22 protein-coding genes and 1 pseudogene are annotated in these 26,633 nt (G+C 60.9%); 7 read left to right on the top strand and 16 right to left on the bottom strand.

Going from position 1 to position 26,633, the window contains the following annotated elements:
• Window positions 1-44: 44 nt before the first annotated feature.
• The 8 genes from KIT25_18410 to KIT25_18445 all read right to left on the bottom strand — a co-directional run bounded on the left by KIT25_18410 (window position 45) and on the right by KIT25_18445 (window position 9,038).
• The gene (locus KIT25_18410) at window positions 45-1,139 is read right to left on the bottom strand and encodes a DUF2791 family P-loop domain-containing protein (GenBank protein ID UYN94003.1); all 1,095 of its coding nucleotides are present in this window, start codon (window positions 1,137-1,139) and stop codon (window positions 45-47) included.
• Complete coding sequence (locus tag KIT25_18415) at window positions 1,136-2,449, bottom strand: DUF2791 family P-loop domain-containing protein (protein UYN94004.1); 1,314 nt, start codon at window positions 2,447-2,449, stop codon at window positions 1,136-1,138. The genes KIT25_18410 and KIT25_18415 overlap by 4 nt, the downstream gene beginning before the upstream one ends.
• Window positions 2,450-2,510: 61 nt before the next feature.
• The gene (locus KIT25_18420; GenBank protein ID UYN94005.1) at window positions 2,511-3,344 is read right to left on the bottom strand and encodes a hypothetical protein; all 834 of its coding nucleotides are present in this window, start codon (window positions 3,342-3,344) and stop codon (window positions 2,511-2,513) included.
• Entirely contained in the window at window positions 3,341-4,744 is a 1,404-nt protein-coding gene (locus tag KIT25_18425) for a hypothetical protein (protein UYN94006.1), read from the bottom strand. Before KIT25_18425 ends, KIT25_18420 begins: the two co-directional genes overlap by 4 nt.
• Window positions 4,744-6,129: an ATP-binding protein gene (locus tag KIT25_18430; GenBank protein UYN94007.1), complete on the bottom strand. Its 1,386-nt coding sequence runs from the start codon at window positions 6,127-6,129 to the stop codon at window positions 4,744-4,746. Before KIT25_18430 ends, KIT25_18425 begins: the two co-directional genes overlap by 1 nt.
• Window positions 6,130-6,131: 2 nt before the next feature.
• Entirely contained in the window at window positions 6,132-7,334 is a 1,203-nt protein-coding gene (locus KIT25_18435; protein UYN94008.1) for a hypothetical protein, read from the bottom strand.
• A 19-nt stretch (window positions 7,335-7,353) separates the two neighbouring features.
• On the bottom strand, window positions 7,354-7,809 hold the full coding sequence (locus tag KIT25_18440) for a phospholipase D family protein (protein UYN94009.1): 456 nt from the start codon (window positions 7,807-7,809) through the stop codon (window positions 7,354-7,356).
• Window positions 7,806-9,038 (bottom strand): sigma 54-interacting transcriptional regulator, encoded by a 1,233-nt coding sequence (locus KIT25_18445; protein UYN94010.1) that lies wholly within the window; start codon window positions 9,036-9,038, stop codon window positions 7,806-7,808. Before KIT25_18445 ends, KIT25_18440 begins: the two co-directional genes overlap by 4 nt.
• A gap of 494 nt (window positions 9,039-9,532) precedes the next feature.
• Between KIT25_18445 and KIT25_18450 the strand changes: the two genes are divergently transcribed.
• On the top strand, window positions 9,533-10,624 hold the full coding sequence (locus KIT25_18450; GenBank protein UYN94011.1) for a hypothetical protein: 1,092 nt from the start codon (window positions 9,533-9,535) through the stop codon (window positions 10,622-10,624).
• An 11-nt stretch (window positions 10,625-10,635) separates the two neighbouring features.
• Window positions 10,636-11,241 carry an RES family NAD+ phosphorylase gene (locus KIT25_18455; GenBank protein ID UYN94012.1) on the top strand — a complete coding sequence of 202 codons (606 nt, stop codon included), beginning with the start codon at window positions 10,636-10,638 and terminating at the stop codon, window positions 11,239-11,241.
• 95 nt (window positions 11,242-11,336) lie between these two features.
• Here the strand turns inward: KIT25_18455 and KIT25_18460 are convergent, their stop codons facing one another.
• Genes KIT25_18460 through KIT25_18480 form a run of 5 tightly spaced genes read right to left on the bottom strand, consistent with a single transcriptional unit; the run spans window position 11,337 to window position 15,572 of the window.
• Complete coding sequence (locus KIT25_18460) at window positions 11,337-12,854, bottom strand: SAVED domain-containing protein (GenBank protein UYN94013.1); 1,518 nt, start codon at window positions 12,852-12,854, stop codon at window positions 11,337-11,339.
• Between the two features lie 9 nt (window positions 12,855-12,863).
• Window positions 12,864-13,742, bottom strand: a complete 879-nt coding sequence (locus KIT25_18465) for a nucleotidyltransferase (protein UYN94014.1) — start codon at window positions 13,740-13,742, stop codon at window positions 12,864-12,866.
• Window positions 13,739-14,236 (bottom strand): hypothetical protein, encoded by a 498-nt coding sequence (locus tag KIT25_18470; protein ID UYN94015.1) that lies wholly within the window; start codon window positions 14,234-14,236, stop codon window positions 13,739-13,741. The genes KIT25_18465 and KIT25_18470 overlap by 4 nt, the downstream gene beginning before the upstream one ends.
• Window positions 14,233-14,700, bottom strand: coding sequence for a hypothetical protein (locus tag KIT25_18475; protein UYN94016.1), 468 nt, complete (start codon window positions 14,698-14,700; stop codon window positions 14,233-14,235). Before KIT25_18475 ends, KIT25_18470 begins: the two co-directional genes overlap by 4 nt.
• A 2-nt stretch (window positions 14,701-14,702) precedes the next feature.
• On the bottom strand, window positions 14,703-15,572 hold the full coding sequence (locus KIT25_18480) for an AAA family ATPase (GenBank protein UYN94017.1): 870 nt from the start codon (window positions 15,570-15,572) through the stop codon (window positions 14,703-14,705).
• A gap of 213 nt (window positions 15,573-15,785) precedes the next feature.
• Between KIT25_18480 and KIT25_18485 the strand changes: the two genes are divergently transcribed.
• From KIT25_18485 to KIT25_18500, 4 genes are read left to right on the top strand one after another with little or no spacing between them, the layout of a single operon-like run.
• Window positions 15,786-16,106: a helix-turn-helix transcriptional regulator gene (locus KIT25_18485; GenBank protein ID UYN94018.1), complete on the top strand. Its 321-nt coding sequence runs from the start codon at window positions 15,786-15,788 to the stop codon at window positions 16,104-16,106.
• Window positions 16,107-16,144: 38 nt separating this feature from the next.
• A complete protein-coding gene (locus tag KIT25_18490; GenBank protein ID UYN94019.1) occupies window positions 16,145-16,939 on the top strand; it encodes an ImmA/IrrE family metallo-endopeptidase in 795 nt (264 codons plus the stop codon).
• Window positions 16,940-16,957: 18 nt separating this feature from the next.
• Window positions 16,958-20,527, top strand: a complete 3,570-nt coding sequence (locus KIT25_18495) for a DNA helicase (protein ID UYN94020.1) — start codon at window positions 16,958-16,960, stop codon at window positions 20,525-20,527.
• Entirely contained in the window at window positions 20,524-22,311 is a 1,788-nt protein-coding gene (locus tag KIT25_18500) for a phosphatidylserine synthase (protein ID UYN94021.1), read from the top strand. The genes KIT25_18495 and KIT25_18500 overlap by 4 nt, the downstream gene beginning before the upstream one ends.
• 43 nt (window positions 22,312-22,354) lie before the next feature.
• On the opposite strand, the gene KIT25_18505 is transcribed toward KIT25_18500, so the two are convergent.
• The gene (locus KIT25_18505; GenBank protein ID UYN94022.1) at window positions 22,355-23,461 is read right to left on the bottom strand and encodes a hypothetical protein; all 1,107 of its coding nucleotides are present in this window, start codon (window positions 23,459-23,461) and stop codon (window positions 22,355-22,357) included.
• Window positions 23,462-23,615: 154 nt separating this feature from the next.
• On the opposite strand from KIT25_18505, the pseudogene KIT25_18510 reads away from it, so the two are divergent.
• Window positions 23,616-23,977, top strand: a pseudogene (locus tag KIT25_18510) (iron transporter).
• A gap of 31 nt (window positions 23,978-24,008) precedes the next feature.
• On the opposite strand, the gene panC reads toward KIT25_18510, so the two are convergent.
• Together panC and KIT25_18520 are read right to left on the bottom strand one after the other, a co-directional pair.
• Entirely contained in the window at window positions 24,009-24,857 is an 849-nt protein-coding gene (gene panC / locus KIT25_18515; GenBank protein UYN94023.1) for a pantoate--beta-alanine ligase, read from the bottom strand.
• Between the two features lie 75 nt (window positions 24,858-24,932).
• Window positions 24,933-26,612 (bottom strand): NAD(P)/FAD-dependent oxidoreductase, encoded by a 1,680-nt coding sequence (locus KIT25_18520; protein UYN94024.1) that lies wholly within the window; start codon window positions 26,610-26,612, stop codon window positions 24,933-24,935.
• Between the last annotated feature and the right edge of the window lie 21 nt (window positions 26,613-26,633).

Raw genomic sequence — 26,633 nt, forward strand, 5'->3', positions numbered from 1 at the left:
GTTCCTCACGAGAATCAAGCGCACACCGGATGGGATGGTTACTACTAACCCCGCGTTGCGTGAGCGCATTCACCGACATCAAGAAGCGGTCGCCGGCAATCGAGTTCGTCGACAAGAAGCCGGATCAAACGACGAGGGTTGCGGCTGGGATTTCTAGCCCAACTGCTCAGGCATCGCTCGACCGCGGATTCGCTATCGGGCACTTGCGCGAACGCACTCTCGTAAAGCAATTGTATGGCAGCGGCGAGATCCTGGGCGTTCCGTGCGTCGACAGTGGGTGGCTCGACCGTGCGACGTTCCCCGCGGCGCCACGTAGCCAGAAACTCCCTCGCAAGAGAATTCGTAGTGATGGCGTCATCCAGGTCTCGCGCAACCGTACGATCGAACCGCATCGTTGTACTCAGGACACACCAGGTAGCTTCCATTCTGCAAACCCGCTCAAGCACTCCGTACGCGCACGAGCGAGAGCGAACGTTCCAAAGCTGATCGATCGTCTCGGCTTCGTCGAGCACAAGCACCAATCCATTCAGACCCACTGCGCGAAAAAGGCACGCAACCGCTTCGATGCGAGCCAGCGCTCGTTCCCGTTTCGATGGACTATCCGACCAACAGAGGTCCGCTCCATATAGTTGCCTCCATGCAGGGTGGTTGCTCAGCTCTAGTCGATTGCCTAGCTCGTACTCACGGCAAAGGCTCGTGATTGCTCGGCCGAGATCGGCGGCACGAGAGGTTTCGGCAAACTCCCGAAGTGCACGGCGGGTCTCAGTGCGATGCAGAAGTTCGATCACCGCGGCCCGCAAGCCTCCGCAGGTCCCAACACGCATTGCTTCCGCGAGGACAGGAAAGAAGCGTTGGGGGTGGCTCGGTGCTGCGCTTCTTGCATTTAGTTCGACCATCGCACTCGCAAAGCCGCTCTTCGCAGCCGTTGCCTGAATGAACGACAGCAGATGGGATTTCCCTGTTCCCCATTCGCCCCGCACGAACAATGGTTCCGCTCGACCCGACTGCTTCAACTCCCCCAACGATGACTCCACGGCCCGCCGTACGTCGTCATAGCCGACCGATAGGAACTCGAATTCCCAACTCGGGACCAAACCGCTCCGAAGACGCCGTATCGCGGCTCGAGATAGGCCCGTCACCCGGCGGCCTCCTTGGCGATTTGGCCGGCCGCCCGCGCGACGATGTCTCCTATGTCGGACGGTCTGGGCGCCTGCCTTTCCTGGCGCGCCCGTTCCAGCGCATCCACGAAGACGCGGGCAAGGAGGCGTGGCCTTGCTACGCGGTACCGGGCCTCGAGTACGCCTACTACCAGGTTCGACACCAATTCCTGTGAGAGGTCGGTATTGTCAGATCGACCGTAAGCGATATGGTGAATCTTGCAGATTCGCCCCGCCAATTCTCGCATTTGCGCTGCGTCGAGCGGCGTCCGGTCTAGATCGATGACGGGACCACGCCAATTTATCCGCGGACCGAGCGGCTGTATGCGAGTCGCCAGTGCGTCATACCGAGGAAAGTAGTTCTCTCCTTCGAACATCTCTGGTGTTGCGGCGAGGTACATGCACAGGTTCCGGAATCCCCCCTCCCCGCCGGCGTGATCGACGTACTCACGCAATGCCTGCAATGCTTGATCTTGCCGCCGGCGGGATCCGAGCTTCGCGAGCTCTTCCACCTCGTCGATGCACAGCACCAAACCCGTGTAACCCGCCGCTCGCAAGAGCCAGAGCAGACCGCGCATCGCATCTCTGGCAGTTCCCTTGCCGATCGGGCGAAGCGCCATCGAGCCATTGCTGCGATCGCTAGACATTGGCCTCAGAACGTATCGAAGGGGTAGCTCGACCCGCTCGTTGGCTCCTCCCATCCACGCGCACGCTCTACTCATGGTCTGAAAGTCGGCTGCTAGGAAAGCGCGGGCGAAGGCGATTGTGGCGCGGATGAAATCGGGAGGAAGATTGCTGCGCAATAGGCCTGCCTCAAGGCGAGAGTAGAGTCGTGCGTCGGCATCGAACGGACGAGTCAGACCATCATCCCGGATCCCGACGAGTCCAGCCTGCGCGCGCGCCCACTTTTCCAAAACGAACCGCATCGAATCCACAGGCGCATCAGACGAGTCCCGCACCACGGTAGGAATATCTGCCGCCAGTAGCTTTTGCGTGATGCGCGGATACAAGGTCTCGAAGCGGTCGATCTGAACGCCATCAACCTTACATTCGATGTGGGATGTGGCCCATTCGCGGGTACGGGCAGAGGCTTGTACCATTGCGAGGAAGTGGCTCTTGCCTGCCCCATAAACACCGCGGACGAATTTCGTGTCGGAGTGTGTGTCCTCTGCCACCTCCGCGAGGAGTTCGTCCTGGGCTGCCAGCCATGCCTCATGGCCCACATGAATGTATTTCAAGCCTTCTGCGATCGCCGTTCCTCGATTGAGGCTTCGGATCAATGCCCGCGCCATGGCGGGTGACGGTTGGTCACATGTGGACGGTGACGTCCTATCAGTCGTATCGCGCATGGTGCTACCGTGCGTCCGACTTCGCGGACAAGAATTCGATACGGCCGACGTAACCGAACCTCGCCTCGGCTGGCTGATAGAGAAAGAGAGAATCCTTGGTGTCCAACGGGGGCAACAGCCGAAGATCACGACCGTCGGCGCTGGTGGTGACGCCCTCTTCCAATGCGCGGGAGAGCCTTGCGCGAAACTGATCGAGAGTCAGGCTCGTGAATGTCTCATCCCGGGCATCCTTCCAGAATACTGGACTTTGGATACGGATGATCAGCTTGCGATAGACGGCGAGGATCGGTACTTGCGTCGAGTCTGATCGAGCCTCGTCATATGCGCCCGCAACGTCGTTGATGAACCTCTCTGAGGAGAATGTGTGAGGAAGGAGCTCACGGACCAGTGGTTCAAGGGCGGCGATCACGCTTGCCACCCTTGACTGTGTGACCCGTCTACCGGCCACTGAGACCGATTTCTTTTTGTCATCGATGGCGATGGACAATGCGCGCTCCACGTAGAGGGTCGGCCATTGGCCATCCACGTGCCACCCATGCGACGAGCAGGCATCGCGCAGATCGCTCTCCAACTCGAGAAACCGTTGATCCGCCCGCTGCGTCCAATCGGCATGGAGAGATCCGAGCCGGTTCGACAGTTCAGCTATCGATCGCGCTTTGTCCCGCAGCAACCCTAGGTCGGCGACGTCCGTCCAGTCCGGCCTGCCTCCGGCCGCCGTCTGGGCAACTTTCGCAGCCTTTGAAAGCGCCCGTCCGAGCTGGCCGATCTCGTTTAGGAGCTCAGCTTCTTGAGACGGCATTGGATGCCTTGCTTCGAGACGGTCCGGGTCGTTCTTCATGCTCCTGCATTCTCCGTCGTGGAGAGTGTACGTTCGTTCTTCTCGACCTGTTCGATGAACCCGGGCTTCAGCTGGATGAACATCTGGTCGAGCTCGTTTCCGGACGCGAAGAACGCATGCTCTGGTAAGGCACCCAGTAGCTTTATCTTCAGCATTAGACGATGAAAGTCGGCCATTTCGATTGCGATCCCATCGGTTAGAGCTTCCAGCATGCCGAACAATGCAACGCTATCCAAAGGATTCAGCCCGGCCGGCCTCTTGATCCGCTCATATGCCTTCCAAAGGTACCGGGCGACCGTTGTCGCTTCGACGGGCGCTTGCGACGTTTGACCAGTGAAAGTCACGAGGTATGTGGCCGCAAAGTAGTGCCATCTGAAGGGCTTTTCACGGTCCATTGGCGCCCTTGCGGTCGACCATCGACGACAGGCCGCGGTGGGGATGTAGCGCCATCTCCGTCGACCAGCCAAAGTTTCCTCCCTTCCGGCACTTGGACCATCCGGCTTCTTCAGAAAGCCCAAATCTACAAGCTGCTCGAAACGGGGGATGGTCTGGTGATCCGAGTTCTTGGTCGTCCGTCGGAGAGCCCTCGGGGTGCCGCCACCGGTGAGGCCACGCTTGGCTGTGGGCCTCACTTTCGGAGCTCGGCGCCGCAACCCACCGACCAGGTCGGTGACCTGCCCGGCCATGTCCAGTTCTTCTGCAATCGTGCCCGTCAATTCGCAGGCTGTTCGAAAGGCCAGGATATCGCGGGGCTGGACCGTACTCTTCGCTCGAGTGAGTACCCTGATCAGCGCCGAACAGGTGACTTTCGCGGCATCATGCGATTCAAGAGTGTCACCGGTCATCGGGGCGAGATCCCCGATCAGCTCCAGCATGACCTCGTCGATCTCTATGAGATGAAATAGGAAGAATGCGCGCTCGGAAATGGATAGCGTGAATGGGTTCCACGCATCGACATTGCCGCGTAGAAAATTGTCCATGGCGACCTCGGGCAACAGGTGCCTGAGGAGAAGACCGCGCTCGGTGATCTGATTAGCGCGACCAAGGAACTCGACGTTTCTTGCCCAGTCGATGATCTTGTACGCGGTCGGGCCCGTCATCGCGAAAAGAAGCGATGGGCAGTCTCCATCCACCAGGAGAGCCTCGGCTACGGTTGGTCGTTTCTGCGTCTTCTCCACCAGGGCACGACCGTCGTCTCTATGCCAGAACATCTGGTCGCCAACGCGCGCCCAGAGTTCTCGGTGTTGGGTTGCCGAATCGAAAAGCGGAATCGCTAGCCTGCGGACGATCGCGTCGTTCATTGCGCTCCGACGTTGCGGGCTCAACGCGGCCACAAGGACCTTCAAGAACCCGAGGCGTAGGTAGAAGTCCTGGAACTTCGTCCACGGCAACCGCGGCATCAGAACGCTTCCCCTCCGTGAGCAACGTTCCGAGGTCTGATGTTTCCGACCACCAACCGCGGCGCATTGCTGGTTGCGCTCGAAAAGATGGCCTGGCCGACGTCCAGCGCACGGATGAGCTCCGGCAGTTCCAACTCCCGACCTGCATGGCGCATGACCTTGGGGCTTGCGTTCTGCAGCAACCCGCACACGGCGTTGATGTCGTCAGCGACACTGAGCCGATGCACGATGAAGGTATCTATCTGACTCGCCGCTGCCTCCGATATGGCTCCCTTTGGTCGTTGGGTGGCCAACCAGAGCGAGAGCCCGAAGTTTCGACCCTCGAGAACAAAGGAGTCGAGAGCCTGCCGTGCCGTACTGTTGCTGCGTGCCGGCATGAGGATCTGCGCTTCGTCGATTGCGAGAATCGTGCGAGGCACGTGTCGGCGCAATTCTTCTTCGAGCTCGTCCTGGACCTCCGCACTCTCTCGATTGAGCGCGAGCCGCCGCCGAATCTGGCTCGCGAACATGCGGTCGGCTTTCAGTTTGCGAACGAGCACGGTCGTCAGAACTGTGCGCAGATCATCCGTAAGGCGCGCCAAACAGAGTATTGAGAGCGTACCGGCCTCCGCCAATTCCGTGAGTGGCGTACCATTGGACGAGTCGAATAGCGGCATGCGTGCGAGAGACCTCAACGGCTGGATCACGCTGCGCCGCGTCTCGGAAGCATAGAAGTTGGTTATGTCCGGATCATGATCGATGCAGTCGACCAAGTCCCCAACGGTATAGTCCGCCTTGGCCGCTCGAGGTGACGTGGGATCGTCCCAGCACCAGCCGAGCTCGGTCACCTTCCGGTAGGCTTCGTCGATCAGTCTGCCTCGTGGTTCGGTGATGAGGTCCGCCTTCAGTAGCAGGCCCCAATCTCCGGCATCGAGGAAATTCACGGGAATGCGAAACTCTCGAAAGGCTGGGAGATCGATGTTCCATCGATGACCCGCAGGGATGAATACGCGAACGTTGATCGGCTCGACATCCAGCCCCTCCCATTTCGCGAGGATCTCGTATTGCTTGCGAAGTCCCTCTGGTCCATCCGCCCGCAACGGTGTCAACGCGGGCCAATGAATGTCCAACGGGTCGAGCAGCACCACGGCTCGCCGCTCCGAATGATTGCCGATTCTCGAGGCGGTTTCGGTCGCGAACGCCTCAAGCAAGGAACCCATGCCGTACGACTTTCCCGACCCGCGCTTGCCGACTTCAAGGACGACGAAATTGTCGGAGCCGTCGAACATTATCGGCTCGGAGTTGCCCTTTTCGGCCATGCGACCGGCGAGAATGATGGCCTCGCGCTTCGTGCTGCCCAACTGGACGCGACCGGGAACGCGCGGCTCAATATCGAATGTCTTCATGATCAGAGACCTTCCGAGTTGACTTCATTGACGATGGCGCGGTCGATGGTGCGCTGATCCTTTCTCATTGCTCGCTGCGCAGCCTTGAGAAGGCGAATGAGCACTTCGCTCGGTTTGCTCGACATGTGACCCGTAGCCACTTGCTCGATGAACTCGTCGAAGGCATCGGGCTCGAACGGGTATGTCTCGAGCCGGTTTGCGGCTCCGCCTGTCATCTGCTGCAGCTCGTCGGGGACCGCAGAGTCCCGCGCTTCGTCAGTCACGACGCCCTGGTGCTGCTTGGGCACCTCTCCTTTGCGAACGAAAGTAGCGAACAATTCGAGGAGAAAATCCCGCAGCTCCTCGCGGCTGGGATTCTGGAACTCCACGTAGTTCGCGACACCGATGCGTCGCATGACTTCTTCCTGGACCAGCAGTGTGGGAAGATTGTTGCGGGTCAGCGCACCGACGAAAAACATCAGTCCGACGCCCGGTATCTCGGTGAGTTCACGAAGTGAAGCGAGCCAACCTGCGAACGTATCGACGTTCGTGACGTTTTCGAACCGTTCGGCTTCGTCGACAAGGTACAGCACGACCTTGTCGTCGACCGTGGCGAACATGTGCGAGAGACCACGCAATACGGCGCCGAAATCGCGACTATCGGTCAGCTGCGGTTTGAGCGCGGTGCTGATGAGCTGCATTGGAACTTTTGGTTCTCCGCCCAACCAGCGCATGCAATTGCGGACGGCCTCATCGTTGACGGCCGTCAGACCGTTGTTGATGACGAGCGCGATGTCCTCCGACTGCACGATGTCCCTGATCGGCGGCGCGCCCCCCTCCTTGCTCCTACGGACATACTCCGTGGCGACGCGTTTCACCTCCTCCGTGCGGTGCCGGGTGATCATCTCGCGAAACAGGCTTTGGAACGGCTCCTTGGAGACGTATGCCGAGCACTTGATGTAGACCGTGCTGACGGAGAGGTTCTGGCGTTTCAGCTCGAATTCGAGGTTGTGGCACATGTGGGTCTTTCCTCGGCCGTAGTCGCCGAAGATGACGGATTTGAACCCGTCCTTGCCGTAGCAAGCCCCTTCGATCTCGCCCAACAGATAGTCCCGCTGTCGACGCTCCCGACTGCCGAACAAGAATTGAGGATGCTTCTCAGGTTCCACGCGGAACGTCGTAAATCCTGGCCGCATGAAGAACCAGGTCGCCATCGTCTTTTGCATGTTGATCTCCTGCGGTCGGCTAAGCGCTGAGGTAGTGACTAAACTGGTGAATCTGTCGAAACAGATGGCGACCACATTGCGACGTAGGAGCAACGTGGACGCCAAGCTCGATGTTCGCACGGGTGCCGGCTTGTGTGAGATTGGCCGACGTAACGATGGCCTCGCTCTGACAAGCCCTCCGGCCGTGGGCAACGTACAGCTTTGCATGAAGAGTCGGTCGAACGACCACAGCCGTATGGCGACGAGCAAAGCGTTGCGGCAGGACGGCCATGAGCTCGTGAGCCGACTCCGGCCTAGTGACGATGCAAAGGTTGCATCCGCTGCGTTCGGCTGAGCACGAAAGCAAGGCGAGTCTCTTCATCAGGACCTTGTCGATGAAGGGAGAGCAGATCACGACCTGCATGTACTCGCTCATCCTCGTAGCCGTCCGGTCGAGGAGCTCTAGAACGGCCGGGCCTTTCGAGAGCTCGATCATGAAAGGTCTCCTGCAGGCTCGCCGCGTCGTTCGCGGTCGAGTTGACGGAGCTGTGCCTTGAGTCGTCTCTCATCGATGCCCAGCGCCATGGCCAGGCGGATCAATGAGGCCGGATTGGTGAGCAGTCTTGTCCGCAACTCGCGCCGGATATCCAGCTCGACTGCGCGGACGTGCGCGGCAAGCCCGTCGCCGGTTGCGGTGCGGTTGAAAAGGCCGGCGAGCAGATCCGAATCCTCGGCCGAGCCATCGAGCACCTCGTCGGCCAACGTCGGTAGATGGGCTATGACCTGGTCGGGATCACGGCCGCCAACCAGGATCTGCTCCACGGCAACAGTGAGTCCGCGCAGATTCCCATGGCGATTCCACTGGACGCGAGCAAGGCGCTGCCGCGCACTAGGGTCCATGGGTTCAAGAGCTTGGCGCCGGCGTGCCCAGTAGTCGCGATCGACCCTCGACTCGACGACTCGCATGCGATCGATCTCGGCCCTAACCGCCCGTATGAGAATCTCCTCGACGTCTCGAAGCAGCAGGTCGAAGTCTTCCGCCCGATCGTCGATGCTAGGAACGTCGATCGTGTATCCCGCCACGCGGGATAGGAGGTCCGGGCGCAATACCCCACTGCTTAGGTGTCGCCAGGAGGCCGCTATCGTCAGCCCCCTGAATTGCAGCTCGGCGTTGGCTTTGCCTTCCGTGCCCAGGCGGTAGTACACGCCGCCGGAAAGCACGGGCAGAAGTTTGGCCTGGAGTTTGGGAGTCAGCTCGCCGATCTCATCGAGAAAGACCACACCTCCCGTCAGCTTCGCCCCTGCAGCTTCGGCTCCTCTGGGCATGGCTCCTGCCGAAGCGCGCTCGAAAACGCCCGGAGCGGATATCGCGCCGGTAAATGCGCCCCTCTCGGTGCCGAACAGCTGCGCTTCCGCTAGATTCTCGACAAGACCGGTGAGGGGTAATTCGACGTACCAGGTCACAATCGACCGCAGGTCGACCTGGTTCGGCCCATCGAATCGAACGGTCTCGAGGATCTGACGGGCCTCGGCTTCGGAGAGAGGGGCAATCCGCTTCAGCAGTCCGATCGTTCGGGCGAGCGTGGATTTGCCGACGCCGATGGGTCCCCGCAGGAGAACGGACTTCGCGACCGGGCTGGAAACGAACTCGATGACCTGTTCCCGAACTCGGCGGATGGCAGGACTCGTGCCAGGCAACGTGCGCTCAAGGAACCCCATCATCACTGGGCGCGCGGGTAGACTCGAAATCGTGGTTGGACTTGGGGACACGGAGCCTTTCCTTTCCACAGCGACCATCGGCAAGGTGCGTGCCAAACTCTTAGTTGTTTGAATTATAACGGTTTTTCGGATTTAGCCCTCCGAATCTAGTCGGACTATGAGTGCCAATCGCCACGACTCTGGTGGCGATTGGCACTAACGGAAGTTCATCTGTCACACCCTACCGCCGATCCGCGGCGGCTGAAACTTCGGGATTTGGCCGATGGAGAGATGCATAGCCGCCGAAGAGTTTTCTGGGTTCGCGATCGGGACCATGGGCAAAGCGATTATGAGCATCCACCCTTCAAGTCATTGAAATCATTTGATAATATACGGGTCACAGGCAGCGAAGACTTTTGTTGCCAGCTCACGGGGTTGACATGGCCAGAGGAAATCTCAATATCAACCCCTGACTATCAACCCTCCCGATCATCCAGATGCGTCAAAGATCGGAGACCGACATGGCATCCAACGAAACCACGAGCTTTTTGACGGCAATGGCAGACCCCAGTGGCGCTGGCCGGTCGATCCTGGATCAGTCGCTCCGAGAGGTCTTGCTTCGCGCCCTCGGGAGATCAGAGCCACATCGCTATTTATCCGGTAGCTGGCTGCTCGGAGGAAATTACCAGTCGATGGAAGCAGCAGTGGCTTCACTGCTAGACCATAGCCGGACAGATCACTACGACATCGATCTGGTCCACGTGCTGGAGAGAGAGCGCAGCGACGTCGCTTCGGTGGCGCGGTTTGGTCATCGTGTCGAATGCGCTTCGCTTCATATGTATGTTGCGTTCGACAAGGCGCATGTCGTTGACTTCGAGTTGCCTGTAGTGCGCAACGTGGTGAAGCCGACGCATGGAATCAGCGTCTGGTACCACAGCCTGGTGAACACGACATTCAATCGCTATCGTGAACTCAAATGCGCCTTGCTGCATAAGTGGTCGCCACCTGCGGAAGTCGAACCACTGACATTCTACGCATTCTGCATGCTGAGCGAGATCACGCCGGCTGAAAGCCAACTGCGCGATCTGTTCGTCAAGGATCGGCCGCGCGCTTTTCACGAGCTGACACGTCACCTGGACCTAGTGGCGGATCAATTGAAAGCTGCGATCAAGCTGGCAGGCGATCTTGAAGCGGTTGCATCGGACGATGCGAGCGACGACGATGCACGACTCAAGGCATTGCAAATGGAATTGCTCGGCAAGGCGGGGAAGCCGCTGTCGCTGACCGAAGCCTCAATGCAGCTCGACGTTTCTCGACAGGCCCTGCACAAGCGCATTGGACTGGGAACGGCGCTCGGCTTGATGCGCGGTTCCGAACTGGTCGTGCCCGAGGCGCAATTCGTCACCAAGAATGGCAAACTCGGGATAGTCGACGGTCTGGGAGCCGTAGTGCGCGAATTCGACGACTCGGGGGCGGGTCGATGGTCGGCGTTGCAATTCCTGATCGAAATCGACCCGACACTGCAGCGAACTCCTCTGGAGGCGCTTAAAGCGGGCGAGCAGGATGCGGTTGTTCGGGCGGCAAGGGCCTATCTAAGCCGCGACGAGGCGTGAGACGCCCTCCCGTGTCGACCTACGCGTTCCCCTCAGGGATAAAGACGATTTCAGTTCCAGCCGAGCAAGAGATCGTGCGGGTGCATCAGGTCGGAAAGGGAGCGCTGTGGTACGGTCCCGCCCCCGGACAACCGCCGGCCTATCGTTTTGATGCGCCAGCTGGCGAGTACCGCACGCTCTACTGCGCCGAAGAGCTGACAGGGGCATTTGTCGAGACCGTGCTGCGCAAAGCGCAGCGAATCATCGGTCGGCCTTTCGTCGATGCGCGGGGTTGGACCGTGCTCGCCTGTAAGCGTGAGCTTCGGCTGGCGAAGGTCTTCGACGAGGGTCTCGTGCTTCATGGCGTGACCAATGACATCTGCGCTGGCGATGACTATTCGGCGTCACAGCGCTTTGCCGGCGACCTCTTCGCCAAAGACCCTCGTGTCGACGGTATCGCCTACCGAGCAAGGCACAACAACGGCCAAATCTGCTACGCGGTGTTCGACCGCGTAGCCGCGCATGACTTTCGTGAGATCGACCATCGCGCCTTCCGTGCCGAGCGCGCGATCGTCGAGAGCATGATGAAGGAGCATGGCGCGGTCTGGGATCCGATGACGCCGCTGCCGCCAATCTAGACGGAAGTAGAGATTCGAGCCAAGCCGCCGGGCAAGCCGCAACCACAATGGAGTCGAGAGCGAATAAGCTGAGTGGCTTCGCCCCAAGCAGTGTTCTAGCGAAACTCAAGCCCGATCGAATATCCCCCGCCCCTACCTCCTTCGAAGTCCCATTCGTACACGGCGACATGACCAAGCGCCGGCTGGTTTTGCCCGAGGAAGAATGCAAAAGCGTTTGGAACTGCCAAGAATGCATGAACCTTTGGTCGCGGCGTGCTGACACCAGCCATCGCCCTCACGTGCGCGGTGATCTGCTCGGCAAGCCTGTGGGCGTGCCTTCCACATCTCACACTGCGACCCGAAGGACCGCTGTCGAGGCGAACGTACACGATTCGGGCGATGCCGGACACTTTCGCAATGTAGGCTCGTACACCGTCAGTGACGTCGTGGGTGAGGCTGACGGCGAGCGCGATATCGTGGCCAGGATCGGCTGTCGCCTCGTCGAGGAATTGCAGCTTCGGCCAAGCCGGATCATCCGGCAGGTCGGTCGGCGCCCAGAAACGACGGCCGCCGGTTCGCTGCTCGACTTCGACCGTCTTGCCTGATTTGACGTTGAGGACCGCGCCGACACCGAAGGCCAGCGAGACGTGAGCGTCCAGGGCGAGGCGGATGTGGTCCGTGGTCTTCGCCGCGTCGACAAGAAAGGTCCGGAGTTCCGGCGCCAGCTTGCCCTTCCAGTCAGCCTCGTTGCGAATGTATCGTCCGTCGAAGTGCGGTACGAGATTCAGAGTCGCGTCGCAACGAGCGTCGAGATTGTCGATCGGATGCACGAACGATCGCACGCCGAGGGTAAGCGGCCGGTCGTCCCGGCCAGTTGCCAGCAGCTTCTCGTCGCCGCACAACTCACGAAAGGTCTTGCGGTCGAAGTCGGCGCGGCCCTGAGCATGGAGCTTTGAGATGAGGTCGTCATAGACGAAGGGGGTCTCCCAGTCGGGCACGGTCCTCATCCCTGCTGCCGTGAAGCGATCGTTGAGCTGCATGCGCAGATCTTCGAGCGACTCGAGGCGAAGGGTGATGCCCAGGGTACTCGCCAGGAGGCGCAACGCCGCATCGTCGATGGCAAGATGATCCCGCCAGATCTTGCGCATCTTTCCCATCGCGCTGCGGTCGGTCGATCCGTCGAACAGCTTGTCCATGTCGAAGGCGTTTGATTGATGGTGGAGGATCTTCGCCAGCGGGTCGTCAGCGGCCAGCCTCCAGTTGGTCAGCAGCCGGAACCGCGCCCCGTTGCCATGTGGCGCATGTTGCTGTTGGGATTGCAGCGCACGTTGCAGGAAGGAAAACGTTGCGGCATTCGTGAACGCCGGGTTGATCAGATCCTGGTGGCCGAACTCGCCGGGCCTGACGTGCCACTTGCACTGGAAATGGTCGCGCAGGACCTTCTGTCCACGGTGGTCGAGGCTGGGCCGGCCAGCATCGTACCCGACAAGGACGTCATCGAACGCCTTCGGACCCGTTTCAAAAGCAACCCGCACGACGTTGCTGCTATCGATGAGCAACAAGGCCGCATAGAACCAGAACAGCCTGCCCTGGAAATCGTCTCCGAGCTTTCTGACAACGACTGCCTGAGTCATGGGTTTTACCTAACTCGTCGGGAAGTAGCGGCCCATGATCTCGCGCCACACGGCGAGCGCCTCGCCCTGTTTGCCTTGCTTTTCAAGGTGCATGGCGCGCGCCGCCTTGGTCTCTGCCTTGCGCAACAAGTCGATGGCCTGCTTGATGAGCGCGGGCGTCATCTGATCGGAAACCGGCGGCCCATAGCCGGCGGGGTCGGGCCATGCCTGCTGAATGCCGTCGAGCGCAGCGGCGAAAAAGCGACGTACCTCGGCCGGATAGTTCGTAAATGGCGGATCCACCAGGCCTTGCGCCATGACCTCGATCAAGAAGCCGGGCTTGATCGGCTTGTCGGCAGACCTGTTCCACCGCTTGATCATCTTGACGAGGGGCACCCACTTGCCGTCGAGCGCCTTATTCTTGGCAGTGGACTGCTCCGCGTGGACTTCGGGATCGGACTTGATCCACTTGCCAAGGTCGCGGTCGGGGATTTCATAGCAATCCCCGAGCTCGAAGGCCGGGACGGCGTCGATGGAGAGGACCTTCCCCTCTTCGTCCGTCGTGTTCTTCTCGAACTCGACGGTGACGCAACGCCGGCCGGGATCGACGGCATCCTTGCCGTACTTCTTAATGAGACAGGCTTGGAAGGCGTCGAGGATCTCCTTCGGCGGCCGGTCGCGCCACTTCTTCTCCTTGTCGCCGAGGCAGAAGAACACGTCGACGTCCTTGAGGGGCTTCGTCTTGGTGTGCCGGGCGTAGGAGCCCGTGAGGAAGTCGCGGTCGATGTCGAAGCCACCCCGAATGCACTCGCGCACGTCGGCATGGCGCTTCTGCGCGTTCTCGCTCTCGGTCTTGCTGAGCTCGAGGCGCTGGCGGAACTTCTCGAAGGCTTCGTCAACAGTGATCATCGGTAGTAGGTCATCGAAGCCATGAGGTCGGGGGTGGCGATCGCTGTGCCGGCTTCTCGAGCAACCAGACCGCCCAGGGCGAGATATTGTGCGTCCGCGAGGCCTACATCCGGTGCGCCGCGCTTGGGCTGCAGCAGAATGCGGTAGATCGCGTTGCGAGGCGGGGTCTGCGACTTGGCGAACGCGCCGATGTAGAAGTCCTGATCGACCCACATGTCGTCAGCGCCATTGCCATCATAGCGGATGGGAAAATCCCAACGGGTCGACGCCCTGGTGGCCCCTGGCACGTAGAACTCGATCACGAACTTCTCGAGGTGCCCCGTCTCGAGCCACGATCGAGCCGCCTTGTCGACCCAGCCGGTCCAGGCGTCGACCAGCTTCACAGGGCACAAGTCGTAGTGCTGAATGAGATACTTGAGCAGGTTGCGCATCTTGTCCGACAAGAACTTCGCGGTGTGAGCCCGCGTATAGGCTGAGGTCGTGGTCACGGTCATGAGTTGCCCAGGACTCCCCAGTTGATCTGCACGCCGGTGGCGGAGGTGGCCTTATCGTCTTCGTCGTCCTTCTGCGGCTCATTGACGTCGTGAACCGAGATGCGGGGCGCGCGATCAGCGAGCGTGTCGTTCATCCATTTCACGTCCTCTTTCTCGGCGGGTGCCGTCATCGCCCATCCGGTGCCTGCGGTCGGATTCCAGGTCAGCTTGTCGACGGAGGTCCCGTGCTCCATCGCATCCTCGTTGTAGACGAGATAGATCACGAGCCGCGATCCGCTTCCCTTGACGACGATCGGGATCTTGGCCGGGTGTTCCTCGGCGATCACGGCTTCCATCACACTGGCTGCTGCCCGGAGGGTGGAGGCGTCGACGGAGTCCTTGCCGGTGATCAGGTCGATGATGGCTGTCCAGGTCTCGCCGGCGGTGCGGACGGGAATGGAGGCGATATCGCGGCGGATCTCCATGGTCAGGCAGCCTCGTCCTGGAGCGAGCTGGCGGTCACGGACAACGTCAGCGCTTGCAGGACGTGGTGTGCCTGAAGCGTGTTGAGATCCTTGGCGGTTTCGACAGACATCGCAGCCGCCGTGATTATGGCCTTCCGCAGGCGGCGGCCATCCAAGCCCTCGGAGGCCCGGACGAAGGCAGCCATGTGGGAGCTCAGCGAGGCGACCTTCGGCCATTTCGTCGCCAGCTGCTGGATCGAGTTGTCGATGATCTGCCCGCGGGCCTCGGTGCCCGGGAGGCCGATGTCTTCAATGAGGTCTGCCCGCGAGAGCAGAGCGCGGTCAACCGCCTTCGGAAAGTTCGTGGTCGCGATGAGCAGCACGTTTGAATGCTTGCGGCTGAGCAGGTCGATACCCGCCAGGGCGGCATCCGTGGCGCGGTGGGCATCGACGGGATTCGCCTCAAGGCTCATCCGCTGGCGATCCGCCGCAAGGGTTTCGACCTCGTCGAGCAACACGATCGTCGGCCCGCTCGACGCATGTTCAGGAATGGTCTGCTGGAAGAGCTTCGAGACTTCCTTCTGGCTCTTCCCGAGGGACGAGCTTCCGAGCGCGTGGGCATCGACCTGGAGGAACTGCGCCTTCTTGACGGCGCGCCCAACTTCATTGCTCAGGCCGCGGGCCAGTGTCGTCTTGCCGGTGCCGGGCGGACCCGACAGGACGATCAGGCCATGCACCGGCATGGTGTCGAATGGGAAGTTCTGTCTGAGCTGGAAGGAAAGAAGCGCCTGGGCCACAAGACGGGTCCGGACCTCGTCGGCGATCTTGATTGCTTCCCAGGCGGCGCCGAAGTTGGCGTTGGGCACTGGGCAATGTTCTGCGATGACGTCCACTGGACTTTCCCCTCTTCTCCCCTTACCTGCCGCTGCTGCGCTGCAGGGCAGGACCTACCACATATTGATAGAATTCCTGCCAAAAAGACTATATAGAGCATAAATGGACAGAAAGTATGCCTACTCCGAACAATCTACGCTCGCTGCAAGCGCATTGTCAAGGAACAGAAGTGCGCCTACTCTGAACATGGGGACTAGCGCGGAGGATCGCCAGTGTCTGCGTTCGGCGACAAAATAAAACGCCTGAGAAAAGAGAAGAGGTTTACGCTTGAGAAGCTCGCGGAGCTAACGGGCTCGAGCAAGAGCTACATTTGGGAATTGGAGAACAAAAACCCGCCGCGGCCGTCGGCCGACAAGCTGTCAAAGATCGCGGCCGTGCTATCCGTCACAACCGAGTTCCTGCTCGACGACACGGACAAGATTCACGAAAAGGATGCCGCGGACGAAGCGTTCTATCGCATGTATCGGAAGATGGACTCGACGACGAAAGAACGCATACGGCGGATGGTCGAGATTTGGGACGACGATAAGTGAAAGGACTGTCGCCGACACGGTGGGCGAATGATCTGAGCGTGCTGTTGAACCAGGTGCTGGGCAACGACCGCTTCCCAGTCGATGTTGCGGGCGTCGCCAAAGAAGTATCGCACAACAAGTTTCCCGATGATCCCATTTCAGTCGTCGTCGGGCGCGATCTGCCAGGGTTCGATGGCGCCCTTTTTCGGGCGCCGCCCGGCAAGAAAGGTTGGGGCATCTTTTACAACAGTGCCATTTCCGCCAGGGGGAGGATCAACTTTACGCTGGCGCACGAATTCGGCCACTACTTGCTGCATCGCCTGCAATTCCCCAATGGGATTGAATGCAAGGACGACGACGTCGTTCAGTGGGATTCCGACTATCGCCGGATCGAGGCAGAAGCCAATGTCTTCGCGGCGAACCTGTTGATGCCGCTGGACGACTATAGGCGGCAGATATCGGCCACCTCGAAAGTGGACCTCGAGATGATCTCGGCGTGTGCCGATCGTTACCGTGTCTCTCTGGTCGCAGCGGTGCTGCGGTGGCTTCAGTACACCGAACGCCGGGCGATCCTTGTTCAGTCGAACGATGGCTTCATCAAGTGGGCGCGATCGAGTGATCGAGCGCTGAAGACCGGCGCCTACTTTGCGACGTCGAAGAAGACCATCGCCGTGCCCGAGCAGTCGTTGGCCGGGCTTCGGGACAGGAGCATTGACGGCCGAGCCGGAATCGAGCTTCCAGCTGGTGTGTGGCTGGACGAGGCCGTCCATGAGATGACGATCTTTGCCGATCAGTATGATTTCGCAATCACGCTCCTGCTTCTGGGCAATGACGCGCCGTCACGATGGAACTAGCCAGCGCAGCGGGGGTCGATGAAAAACAAGAAGCCCACCCAAGCCCGCAGCACCCTCGAAGATCGCTTCGAGTTCTCCGAAGACGCCGTCGCCCCCGGTGACCGCGCAGCGCTGCGGCCCGCACTGTTCGAAGTCCGAGACAGAAGTACAGGGATAGAGCGGATCCTGAAACTCTGGCGCAAGACAGGCGGTCCCGTCGACGGCGACTTGAGGAACCTTTGGTTGCACGAGATGCGTCAAGTGCAGCGTGTCATGGCTTATGCCGGTGCCCGCGACGTCGTGGTCGATGTCCTTGAGTTTGTCGAAGATGACAACAATTTCGGGGTTGTGCTGGAACGCGTCGGCCAGCCCCTGAGGGAGCGGCGGCGACGGGTAAGCCGGCAACACTGGCTGCGTAACCTGGCCGGGCCCAGACCGCGGGTGCTGCTCTGGCGGAACCTTCGGCGCATAGTGACCGCCCTGGGCATCATCCATGCACAAGGCCTCGTCCATGGCCAGCTGACGGCGGATGCCATCATGACCGAAGGGAGCGACGAACCCGATTTCCAGCTCGGCGGCTTTGAGTGGAGCCTCTGGCTCACCGCGGAGTCGCCAGACGACACCCACGCCAGAGTCGGCGGCGCGGCCGCAACCCGGCGGTCGGAGAGCTACTCTTTCGCCGAGGATTGGCGGGCGCTTGGTCTGGTTGCCATAGAGTGTCTCGACATGGAGGTCAGGGCATCCAGCGAGATCGTCCCCCGAGGCGGCAGCGAAGTCCCCATTAGTCTCCAAATCCCGGAGCGAGTGCTGCTGAAGCGCCTGATCGCTCCGACGCGTATGGACCAGCTGGACGTCGACTCGATCACGCGGACGATCGACGACCTCCTCACGAGCGTCGGACGCAGCGTGACGACGCCGTCTGGCTCGTTTGTGATGACATTTGATCGTCAATCGAAGCTCGCCGAGGCTGTGTATGAGCTAAGCCGTGGTGGGATAGCCATAGACGAGTATCGTCGCCAGCTGGACTGGGTTCGAGCTGACCTTGACGGCGGCGCAACGCTTCTGGTGCCGCGAAGCGATGGAGACCGTCCTCGGCTCAAGCTCGTCACCGAGAACATCATCTATCATTTGCGCGCGTTTCGTGACGAGGGCGTCGCCCTGTGGGACTTGGCCGTCTGCCAGAATATGGAAGTGCGTAACGATACCTTCCGGATCGGTGACGCCGAAGCACATCCTTTGATGCACGCCGTGGTCGTCGCCGGAAATTCGCGGGAGGCGCAGGAGACACGCGCGCGCCTTGGGCCGGACTTGCTGGACTGGAGTGCCTTCTCGAATGACCAATCAGAGCAGGGTGCGGGGCCAGAAGTTGACGCAGTTCGTCGAGCCCTCCTGCTCGTTCAAATCGTAGAAGGTGTGGTCAAGGCCCTCGAAGTTTTGCCGGTTCAGGTGCTTGGCCAGGGCCGCCAGAATGGGCGGGCCTATGTCGATGTCCGAGCAGAGCCGAACAGCGACCGGGACCGCATTGCAAAGCGCGTCGGTTTGTTGCAAGGCGGCAATGCCCTCAAACGGCTATTCGAGGAAGAGCACCGCGATGCCGAGGCACAATGGCGCTTGAGCCAGGCGCCGAGCTTGGGTGCCAGCCAGGACAGCGACGTCGTCGCCACGTTCGTCGACCTTGTGGAGCATCGTGGTCGACGAGCATATCGGTTCGAGCTCGACGATGCCTTGCCTGAACATCGTCCCTTGTTTCTTCGCATGGCGCGCGACACAGGCACCGAACAGGTCATCGCGCGCCGGCTCCGCAACATCAAGGCGATCGATACGCGCATCGATCTTGCCGAAATGTTGGCGGATCCCTGGCGCGTGCGACGATCAAGCCGAGAGGAGCTTAGCGAGAAGGAGCGGCAAGATCAGGCATTTCTCGATTTGGACGGGCCAAAACGCGAGGCACTGGTGGGTCTGTGGTCGACCCTGCCCTCGTTCTTCGTTGTCGGTCCACCGGGCGTCGGCAAGACCAAGCTTGCGACCGAAGTGGTTCGGCGTCGATTCCACAAAGATCGCTCGACCCGAATGCTCCTGAGTGCCCAGGGACATGACGCGCTCGATAACCTCCAAGCGAAGATCAAGGAGACCCTTGCGGGCACCGGCTTGACAGACGTCCTCGTTGTGCGGTCGACGACCCCCGAACGCCGCACGAGCAGCGATGAGGAAGTTCACCGAGCTGGATCGGCGTATCTCCATCGGCTTTCACAAAGCCGATTGGCCAGATCGGCCCCGGAGACGACGCGCGATCGCATCACTTCTCTTCGGGAAGCAGCAGCCCAGCTTGACACATCTAAGGACGGCGTTGGTCGCGAAGAAAGGAGCGGACTTGGAGCGGTGTCCAGCCTCGTGCTGGACGCGGCAAACATCGTCATCTCCACGGCGAACTCATCCGATGTGGAGCGACTGGTGGAGGCGCGCGAGCAATTCGACTGGGTCATCGTCGAAGAGGCAGCCAAGGCGGTTGGACCGGAGTTGGTAGGCCTGCTGATGCTCTCCGGACGACGCCTCCTCATAGGGGACCACCATCAGCTACCCCCTTTCGACGCCGATCGCCTTGTGAAAATTCTCGGCGATCATAGCCTGGTCACCCAGGCGATGGAGGTTGCACAAGAAATGATCGGGCCCCTCCTTCGCGATGGTGAGCTTGAAGAAATTCAAGCCGTAGGTAGGGACGCGGCGGCGTTTCGAGATCTGTCAGCGTTGGCATTGCGCCTACTTGAGCCGTTTCGGACAGTCGTCGAGGATGACGAGCGTCGGAGCATCGGAAATCCGTCTCACCGATCGATTGCGGCGACTCTCACGGAGCAGCGCCGGATGGACCCTGCGATCGCGACGGTCGTGTCCAAGGCATTCTATAAAGGGCGTCTCACAACTGAGCCACAGCGTGCACGAGCCGCGGAGATGGACGCCCCGCCTTTCACCCAGCTGGGGGCCCTGCCCAACTCGCCTATCGTCGTCGTTGAGTTCCCGCATGTAAGCTCGACGGGACGCGCCGAAGCCCTGGAGCAAAATCGTCCGCGGTGGCACAACCCCTCCGAGGTCGAGAGCGTGGTCGACGTCCTGCGCTCACTGCGGGCGCGAGAGGGGACGAAGCCGCCGACATTGGCAGTTCTCTCGCCGTATAACGCCCAGGTCGACAAGCTGCGCCAGCGGATTCAATCCCTGCGATCCGGAGCCCTTTCGCATCTTGGCGCGTTTGCATCCGTTCTCAGCAATGGTGCGTTTGTCGGGACTGTCGATGCCTTTCAGGGCAATGAGGCGGACGTTGTGGTGCTCTCGCTGGTTCGGAACAATCCGATGACCGGCGGGCGCGCGCTCGGGTTTCTCCGGGATCGGCGGCGCATGAATGTCGCGCTGAGCCGGGCGAAATCGCAGCTGATCATTGTGGGAAGCCTGGCTTTCCTGAAGGAAGCTGTCAGGGGTGTAAACCCGGATGAAGAGACGCATGACCTCTCCTTTCTGACGGAGATGATCGACGCGATCGAAGAGCTGAAGGGCCAACGGCGCCGTGAAATACTGTTGGCGACGGAAGTAGCGCCGTCGTCGCTCCGGAGGCGATCGTGAGCCTGATGATCGCCATTCCGGTGTTTCGCATCGCCTGCAAGGTAGGAATTGATCGGGGCCGGGCCTGGAGCGTGATCGACGAAACGGTGCTTTGGGCGGTCACGCGTCAATCGAAGTCGATCGCCTCACTGGCGGAGGAAGCTGACCTGCCTCGGCAGATCATCGTGGCCTCGATCGCGCGCCTGATGCGCTTTCGATTGGTCGAAGTGGTCGTCACAGACGGCGGTGTCGCGTTTCGGGCGAGTCCCTATGGATTCAAGACCATCAGCAGTGGGGACGCCCTTCCTTTCTTCCCCAAGCGCCTGTCGCGTTCTGTGAGCTTCGTGATCGAGTGGGCGACGGGCGACTTCTTCCAGACGCGCGAGATCAAGCTGTTGTCGCCAAACAGGCTGGACCTTGCGCGCCGAGTTGAAAATGAAGTGCGCGTGATTTCGGTCGAAGGCGGCGGCCCATCGATGACACCGGAAGCCAACCTGAACCGTCTCTCCGAGATTGCGGCTCGCGGTTGGGACGAACAGGTCGCGGTCATCGACAGCCAGACCGCCACCCTGCATGACAACGAGTACATGGCATTGCGGGTGATCGACGGGGTCGTGTTGGGGTTGCCCGAGACCGCCGACCCGACGCTCCGGCGGCTCGTCGAGGACGCGGCGACTCTTCCGAGGGGCACAAATCAGGTGCCGGTTCCTTACGCCGGCGTACGCGAGACGCTCGACCCTGAGCCCACCGTTCACTCCTGCTCGTTCGATCCGTCCGATATCGTCATCGGCGGTTCGGCGCAACGCGCCTGCCTGGAAGACCTGATCGTAAAGTCGCATAGTCGGGTCATCATCCATTCGACCTTCCTCGACCCAAAGCGGTTCGAAGTTCTGATCGATCTGATCCGATCGGCCTGCCGTCGGGGCGTTCGCTTCGACCTGTTGTGGGGGGCTGAGAAAGACGAGGAAACCGAGCAGAGGAATGCTGTCGATGCAGCAAAGATTGCCGCTCTCGTTCGCTCAGATAGAGATTTGGCCGGCCGATTTGTTACTCATATCCGAACCACAGGGTCGCACGCCAAGCTGATCCTGGTGGACACCGCAAACGACGGATGGATCGCTGGTGTTGGGTCATGCAACTGGCTCTCCTCCCCCTTTCAATCCGTCGAACTTACGGTCGTCTTGCGGGATCAGCATGCCGTCGCAGACGTCATGGTCGCATTTCAGCAAATGGTCGGTCGCCGCGGCTTGGCGGACGCGATTGCCAATGAGTTGGGGATCACGGCAAGGGACCTGCGTCGTGCTCCCGCACATCCCGGTAGTGCCACCGTCACGGTGGTGATCGGTGACGTTCACGATCGGCTGCTTCGAACGGCGAGCGGCCAAGCTGGCAAACGGCTCGTGATCGGCAGCAACCGACTGGGATCAACAGCGCGCCCGGGCGCGATCATGCAGGGCGAGGTCGCCGCCGGCCGGCCCGGCGTCAATGTGGTCATCCTCTACACGCAGACGAGCGGACCAATCAAGAACAGACATGGGCATGCGTTGGCGGAAGAAGCACGAGCAAACGGCGTAACGCTTGCGCGAACGCCAAAAAGACTGCCCTTGCACGGAAAGTTTGTCGCCTGGGATCAGGACGATGTCATTGTCACGAGCCTGAACTGGGCATCGGCGTCTAGTGATCCCGATTTCCCCTGGGGAGACATTGGCGTTCATGTCCATAGCGCGCGGATTGCGTCCGACGTGCTGGTCAGGCTCGAGGCCTTGTTCCCGGAGCTGACCGCAACGCCTGTTGAAGGCGCCTAGCTCGCAGGCCCCTAAGCCGATGCGGCTCGCGAGGGCAGCTTTGCTAGTCACAGAACAGGCGCATACGGACGCTTGCCCTGGCGCATGTCGTTTGCAGAGCATCCCAGTGCATTAGAAACTGCCTGAGGCGATTGGGCATCGGGTCTTTGTCGAGCGCATTGGCAAGCGCGGCACGCTCAATGGTGCGAGCCGCGACGATCCAGACTTCTCTGTCAAAAGAGGGATTGGCGGTGACCCGTACAAGCAGCTCGTTGAGCTGCGCCGCGGTCAAACCGTTGCCGTCCTTGAAGATCCTATTTCGTCCTTTCAAGGGGATGGTGTTCGCTTGGACAACCGACGTCCAGCGTTTGGCGTTCCATACCGTTGATGGCGTTCCCCGTGAAATGAACACCAGGCTGGCTTGCGCCTGCCGGCCAGACTCCTGCAGGCTGGTCACGCTATATCCTGAGCTTGAAACCTCTTTGCTCACCTTCGCATGAACAAAGGCGATCCGCTTGTCCATCTCGTCTATGCCAATGAAATCAGCCGTTTCTCGACTGTCGTCGTCACAGAGCCAAACCGGATAGCTGGCAATTGCTTTTGTCAGGTCGTCGTCTGCGATGCCAAGCGTCGCGAGCTTCTGTTCACATACTGCCGAAAAGAGCCCGAACACCGAACCCGCATACCACTTGTTCTTGGCCTTGTAGAGCTTCTCGCCCTTCTCCGACGAGATGCCTGAGAGCGAGTTCGCCGCGACTACGTAGTCCAGAAGGATCTCGTCGCCGATCGGACCATCGAGCACGCGTCGCAAATGGGCGGTCGAGCTGAAAATGAAGGGAAGCGCCAAAGCAATCGTTTCCGGTGCGACGGTGTGGAGTGCTGCGATGTTCACCCGCGCCATGTCCTGCATGCCGCCGCGGAGCTGGGCAACTGTAAAAGCCTCAGAGTCCAAATCACCTGCTCCGACGGAACCGATGGACAGCCTACCGCCGCTGCGTTCGCGAAGCAGAGCACCCAAGTACTCAACTGCTAAGACCGTCGGAAATCCCGCCTCTTCCGTGTCCGACGATTGGAAGTCTCGCGACGCAGCAGGGCTGCCGACCACTATCCCCAGTGCGATCGCCACCAGCGCAAGCCTTCGCGTCGACGTAATGGCGCCATGGATCTGCATGCCTGAATCAACGTTTGGCTGGCTGTATCCGCACGTGCATTCTGACGCGACAAATCGCGCTGCACGTCAAATGCGGCACATGGCGAAAGGTTGCCTAGGCTGATGGGCCTGCTCAACGACTACCTGACCGAGATGTGGCGCATCGCGCTGGAGCATGCCGCCACGATCCACCAGGTTTATCGGCGACGCCATCCTTGCCTTCTTCGCAGGACCGGCAGGTATTCAAGACACTGGCGACCGCATCGGGAAGGAAGAACGAACAAACTTGCCCCAGCAATCGCCCCTGGCTGCGTCGCTCGCTGCATTTTCTGGTGCGTGGGCTCGCGAATATTACATCGGCGGCTCGATGCAGAAATCGACATGGAGATCGTCGCCAACTATTTGATCGGCATCGATATGGCGCCGATGACGGCCGGAATGGCGCATGGCCCAGACGTCATCCACCTTGAGGCGGATGTCCCTGCGACGGCGGAGAACGCGAATGGCTATCCCGACGGCGCATGGATTGCCTACCTTCAGTGCGATAAGAACCTCAACGAGATGCCACTCAAACCGCGACGTTGTCGATCAGCCGCGTGCGGCCAAGTCGGGCCGCCGCTGCAATCCGCGCCTGGCCGGCGACACGTTCGATCGGCGCGAGGCTCTCAGCATCGACGACATCGAAGTACTCGACCTTGTCGAAACCCGCGGCACACAGCGCGTGCGTCGACTCCGCGGCCGCGTTGGCGCACGGCGTGCGGCCGTCCCGTACTTTGGCCGCGAGCGCGGTGAGCTCGCGATACATCGCAATGGCGATCTTGTGTTCTTGGGGCGAGAGGTAGCGGTTGCGCGACGACATGGCGAGCCCATCGGGCTCGCGGATAGTCGGCATCCCCACGATCTCGATGGGCATGGCAAGGTCGCGCGCCATGCGCTTCAGCACCTGGAGCTGCTGATAGTCCTTCTCGCCGAAATAGCCGCGGTCGGGCATGGCCATCATCAGGAGCTTGCATACGACCGTGGCGACGCCCTGGAAGTGGCCGGGCCTGAAGGGCCCGCACAGCCCGTCGGTCAGGTCGGCCACCGTCACCGTCGTGAGCTGCGGGCCAGCGTACATCTCCCCCACACCAGGCGCATAGGCGATGCGGCAGCCCGCCGCCTCGAGCTTGGCGAAGTCGCCCGCTTCGTCGCGCGGATAGGCGGCGAAATCCTCGTTCGGTCCGAACTGCGTCGGATTGACGAAGATCGAGGCAACCGGCACGTCGCCGCGATCGAGCGCACCCTGCACCAGGCTGGTATGGCCCGCGTGCAGCGCGCCCATGGTCGGGATCATGCCGATGGTGCGGCCGGCGGCCCGGAACTCGCCGACCGCGCGGCGCAGATCCGCAACGGTCCGCACGACAGTGAGAGCTTTCATGCCGTCCGTCCTCGTACACTAAACCCGTAGGGACATGCTGCTCGGTCTTCTCGCCTAGCCCGTCCGAAGACGATGTTAGCTCGCCACGTTGCCGCCCCTTGGTAGCAACGCGCCGGACGAGGATGGGGCCCCGGAGGTGAGGACGATCCCCTCATACCCATTCTGCGCGACTTCGGTGATGCGGGCCACGTACTTCGGAGCGCCACCGTTGTAGACGAAGTAGCGGATCCTGCCGTGCTCGTGGCCGGGAACGTTCGAGTTGTAGCCGGTGAACCAGGACTTGGCTTTCCGCATCAGCATCGTCGCGTACATCTGCGTGACGTGGGCGGTCCAGCTTTGTTCCGCCTCGCGCGTCGCCTCGGCGCGCATGTAGCCGTGCTCCCACATGTACTCGAGCAGGTCGGTGCACCAGTTGACGCCAGTCTCGATGCCACGCGGATAGTTGGTCGAGGCGGAGCCGCTCTGCGGCCCGGCCGGCATCACAAGGTTCGGGAAGCCGTGGATGAGCATCCCGAGAAACGTCGACGGTCCGTCCTTCCACTTATCGCACAGCGTCTCGCCATCGACACCCCGGATGTCGATGTGATCGAAGGCACCGGTGATCGCATCGAAGCCCGTGGCGTAGACGATGATGTCGAAGTCGTAGTCGCGCTCGGTGGTGCGCAGGCCGGTCTCGGTCACGCGCACGATCGGCGTCTCGCTGATGTCGACGAGATTCACGTTGGGCCGGTTGTAGGCCTCAAAGTAATGGGTCTCCATCGGGACCCGCTGGACACCAAAGCCGTGATCCCGGGGGATCAGCTTCTCCGCGACCAGGGGGTCCTTCACCCGCCTGCGGATGCGGTCCGCGATATGTTCGGAGAACTCCGCGTTCGCTTCCTCGTTGGTGAAGATCTCGCGGAAATTCCGCAGCCAGATCGCGAAGCCGGGTTGGTCGTAGAGCCGGTCCCAAAGCTTCAGCCGCTCCTCGCGCGAGACCTCGTAGAAGCCGCGCCGGTCCGGCTCGTGCTCGAAGCCGCCCGGGGTGCGCGCGCAGGTCGCGAAAATCTCGTCATAGCGCGCGCGGATATCGGCCATCTCTGCTTCGGAGACTGGCCTGTTGTTCAGCGGGGCGCTCCAGTTGGGCCGTCGCTGGAAGACCGTCAGTTCGCCGACCTTGTCGGCGATTTCGGCGATCACCTGAATGCCCGTTGCGCCGGTGCCGATGACGGCGACCCTCTTGCCGGCCAGCTCGACCGGTTCGTGCGGCCAGTAGAACGTGTGGAACGAGTGGCCCTTGAAGCTGTCCATGCCCTCGAATCGCGGCAGGGTCGGAATCGACAGCAGGCCCAGCGCCATGATCACGAACCGGCAGGTGACTTCACGTCCGTCCGCGATTTTCAGCCGCCAGAGATTGTGCGCCTCGTCGTAGTGCGCCGCCTCCACCTTCGCGTTGAACTGCATGTATTTGCGCAGGTCGAACTTTTCCGCGACATAGTTCAGATAGCGCAGATTCTCCGGCTGGCCCGAGAACCGCTCCTTCCAGTGCCACTCGTTCAGCAATTCCTTCGAGAACGAGTAGCCATAAGTGTAGCTCTCCGAGTCGAAGCGGGCACCGGGATACCGGTTCCAGTACCACGTCCCGCCGAGATCCGGCGCGGCCTCGAGCACCGTTGCGCGCACCCCGAGGTCGGCCAGCCGCTTGATCTGATAGATGCCGGCCACGCCAGCACCGATGACGATAGCCTCATAGTCCGGTTCGTTCCTGTCCCTCATGCGCCACTCCCGTTCCGCCGC

Source organism: Enhydrobacter sp. (assembly GCA_025808875.1).
Taxonomy (GTDB): domain Bacteria; phylum Pseudomonadota; class Alphaproteobacteria; order Reyranellales; family Reyranellaceae; genus Reyranella.

Bases quoted from the DNA above. Each gene is read 5' to 3' on its own strand.
- KIT25_18415 (UYN94004.1), bottom strand. From the start codon at position 2,449: ATGGCGCGGGCATTGATCCGAAGCCTCAATCGAGGAACGGCGATCGCA.
- KIT25_18420 (UYN94005.1), bottom strand. From the start codon at position 3,344: ATGAAGAACGACCCGGACCGTCTCGAAGCAAGGCATCCAATGCCGTCT.
- KIT25_18425 (UYN94006.1), bottom strand. From the start codon at position 4,744: ATGCCGCGGTTGCCGTGGACGAAGTTCCAGGACTTCTACCTACGCCTC.
- KIT25_18430 (UYN94007.1), bottom strand. From the start codon at position 6,129: ATGAAGACATTCGATATTGAGCCGCGCGTTCCCGGTCGCGTCCAGTTG.
- KIT25_18435 (UYN94008.1), bottom strand. From the start codon at position 7,334: ATGCAAAAGACGATGGCGACCTGGTTCTTCATGCGGCCAGGATTTACG.
- KIT25_18440 (UYN94009.1), bottom strand. From the start codon at position 7,809: ATGATCGAGCTCTCGAAAGGCCCGGCCGTTCTAGAGCTCCTCGACCGG.
- KIT25_18450 (UYN94011.1), top strand. From the start codon at position 9,533: ATGGCATCCAACGAAACCACGAGCTTTTTGACGGCAATGGCAGACCCC.
- KIT25_18460 (UYN94013.1), bottom strand. From the start codon at position 12,854: ATGACTCAGGCAGTCGTTGTCAGAAAGCTCGGAGACGATTTCCAGGGC.
- KIT25_18465 (UYN94014.1), bottom strand. From the start codon at position 13,742: ATGATCACTGTTGACGAAGCCTTCGAGAAGTTCCGCCAGCGCCTCGAG.
- KIT25_18470 (UYN94015.1), bottom strand. From the start codon at position 14,236: ATGACCGTGACCACGACCTCAGCCTATACGCGGGCTCACACCGCGAAG.
- KIT25_18475 (UYN94016.1), bottom strand. From the start codon at position 14,700: ATGGAGATCCGCCGCGATATCGCCTCCATTCCCGTCCGCACCGCCGGC.
- KIT25_18495 (UYN94020.1), top strand. From the start codon at position 16,958: ATGAAAAACAAGAAGCCCACCCAAGCCCGCAGCACCCTCGAAGATCGC.
- KIT25_18505 (UYN94022.1), bottom strand. From the start codon at position 23,461: ATGCAGATCCATGGCGCCATTACGTCGACGCGAAGGCTTGCGCTGGTG.
- panC (UYN94023.1), bottom strand. From the start codon at position 24,857: ATGAAAGCTCTCACTGTCGTGCGGACCGTTGCGGATCTGCGCCGCGCG.
- KIT25_18520 (UYN94024.1), bottom strand. From the start codon at position 26,612: ATGAGGGACAGGAACGAACCGGACTATGAGGCTATCGTCATCGGTGCT.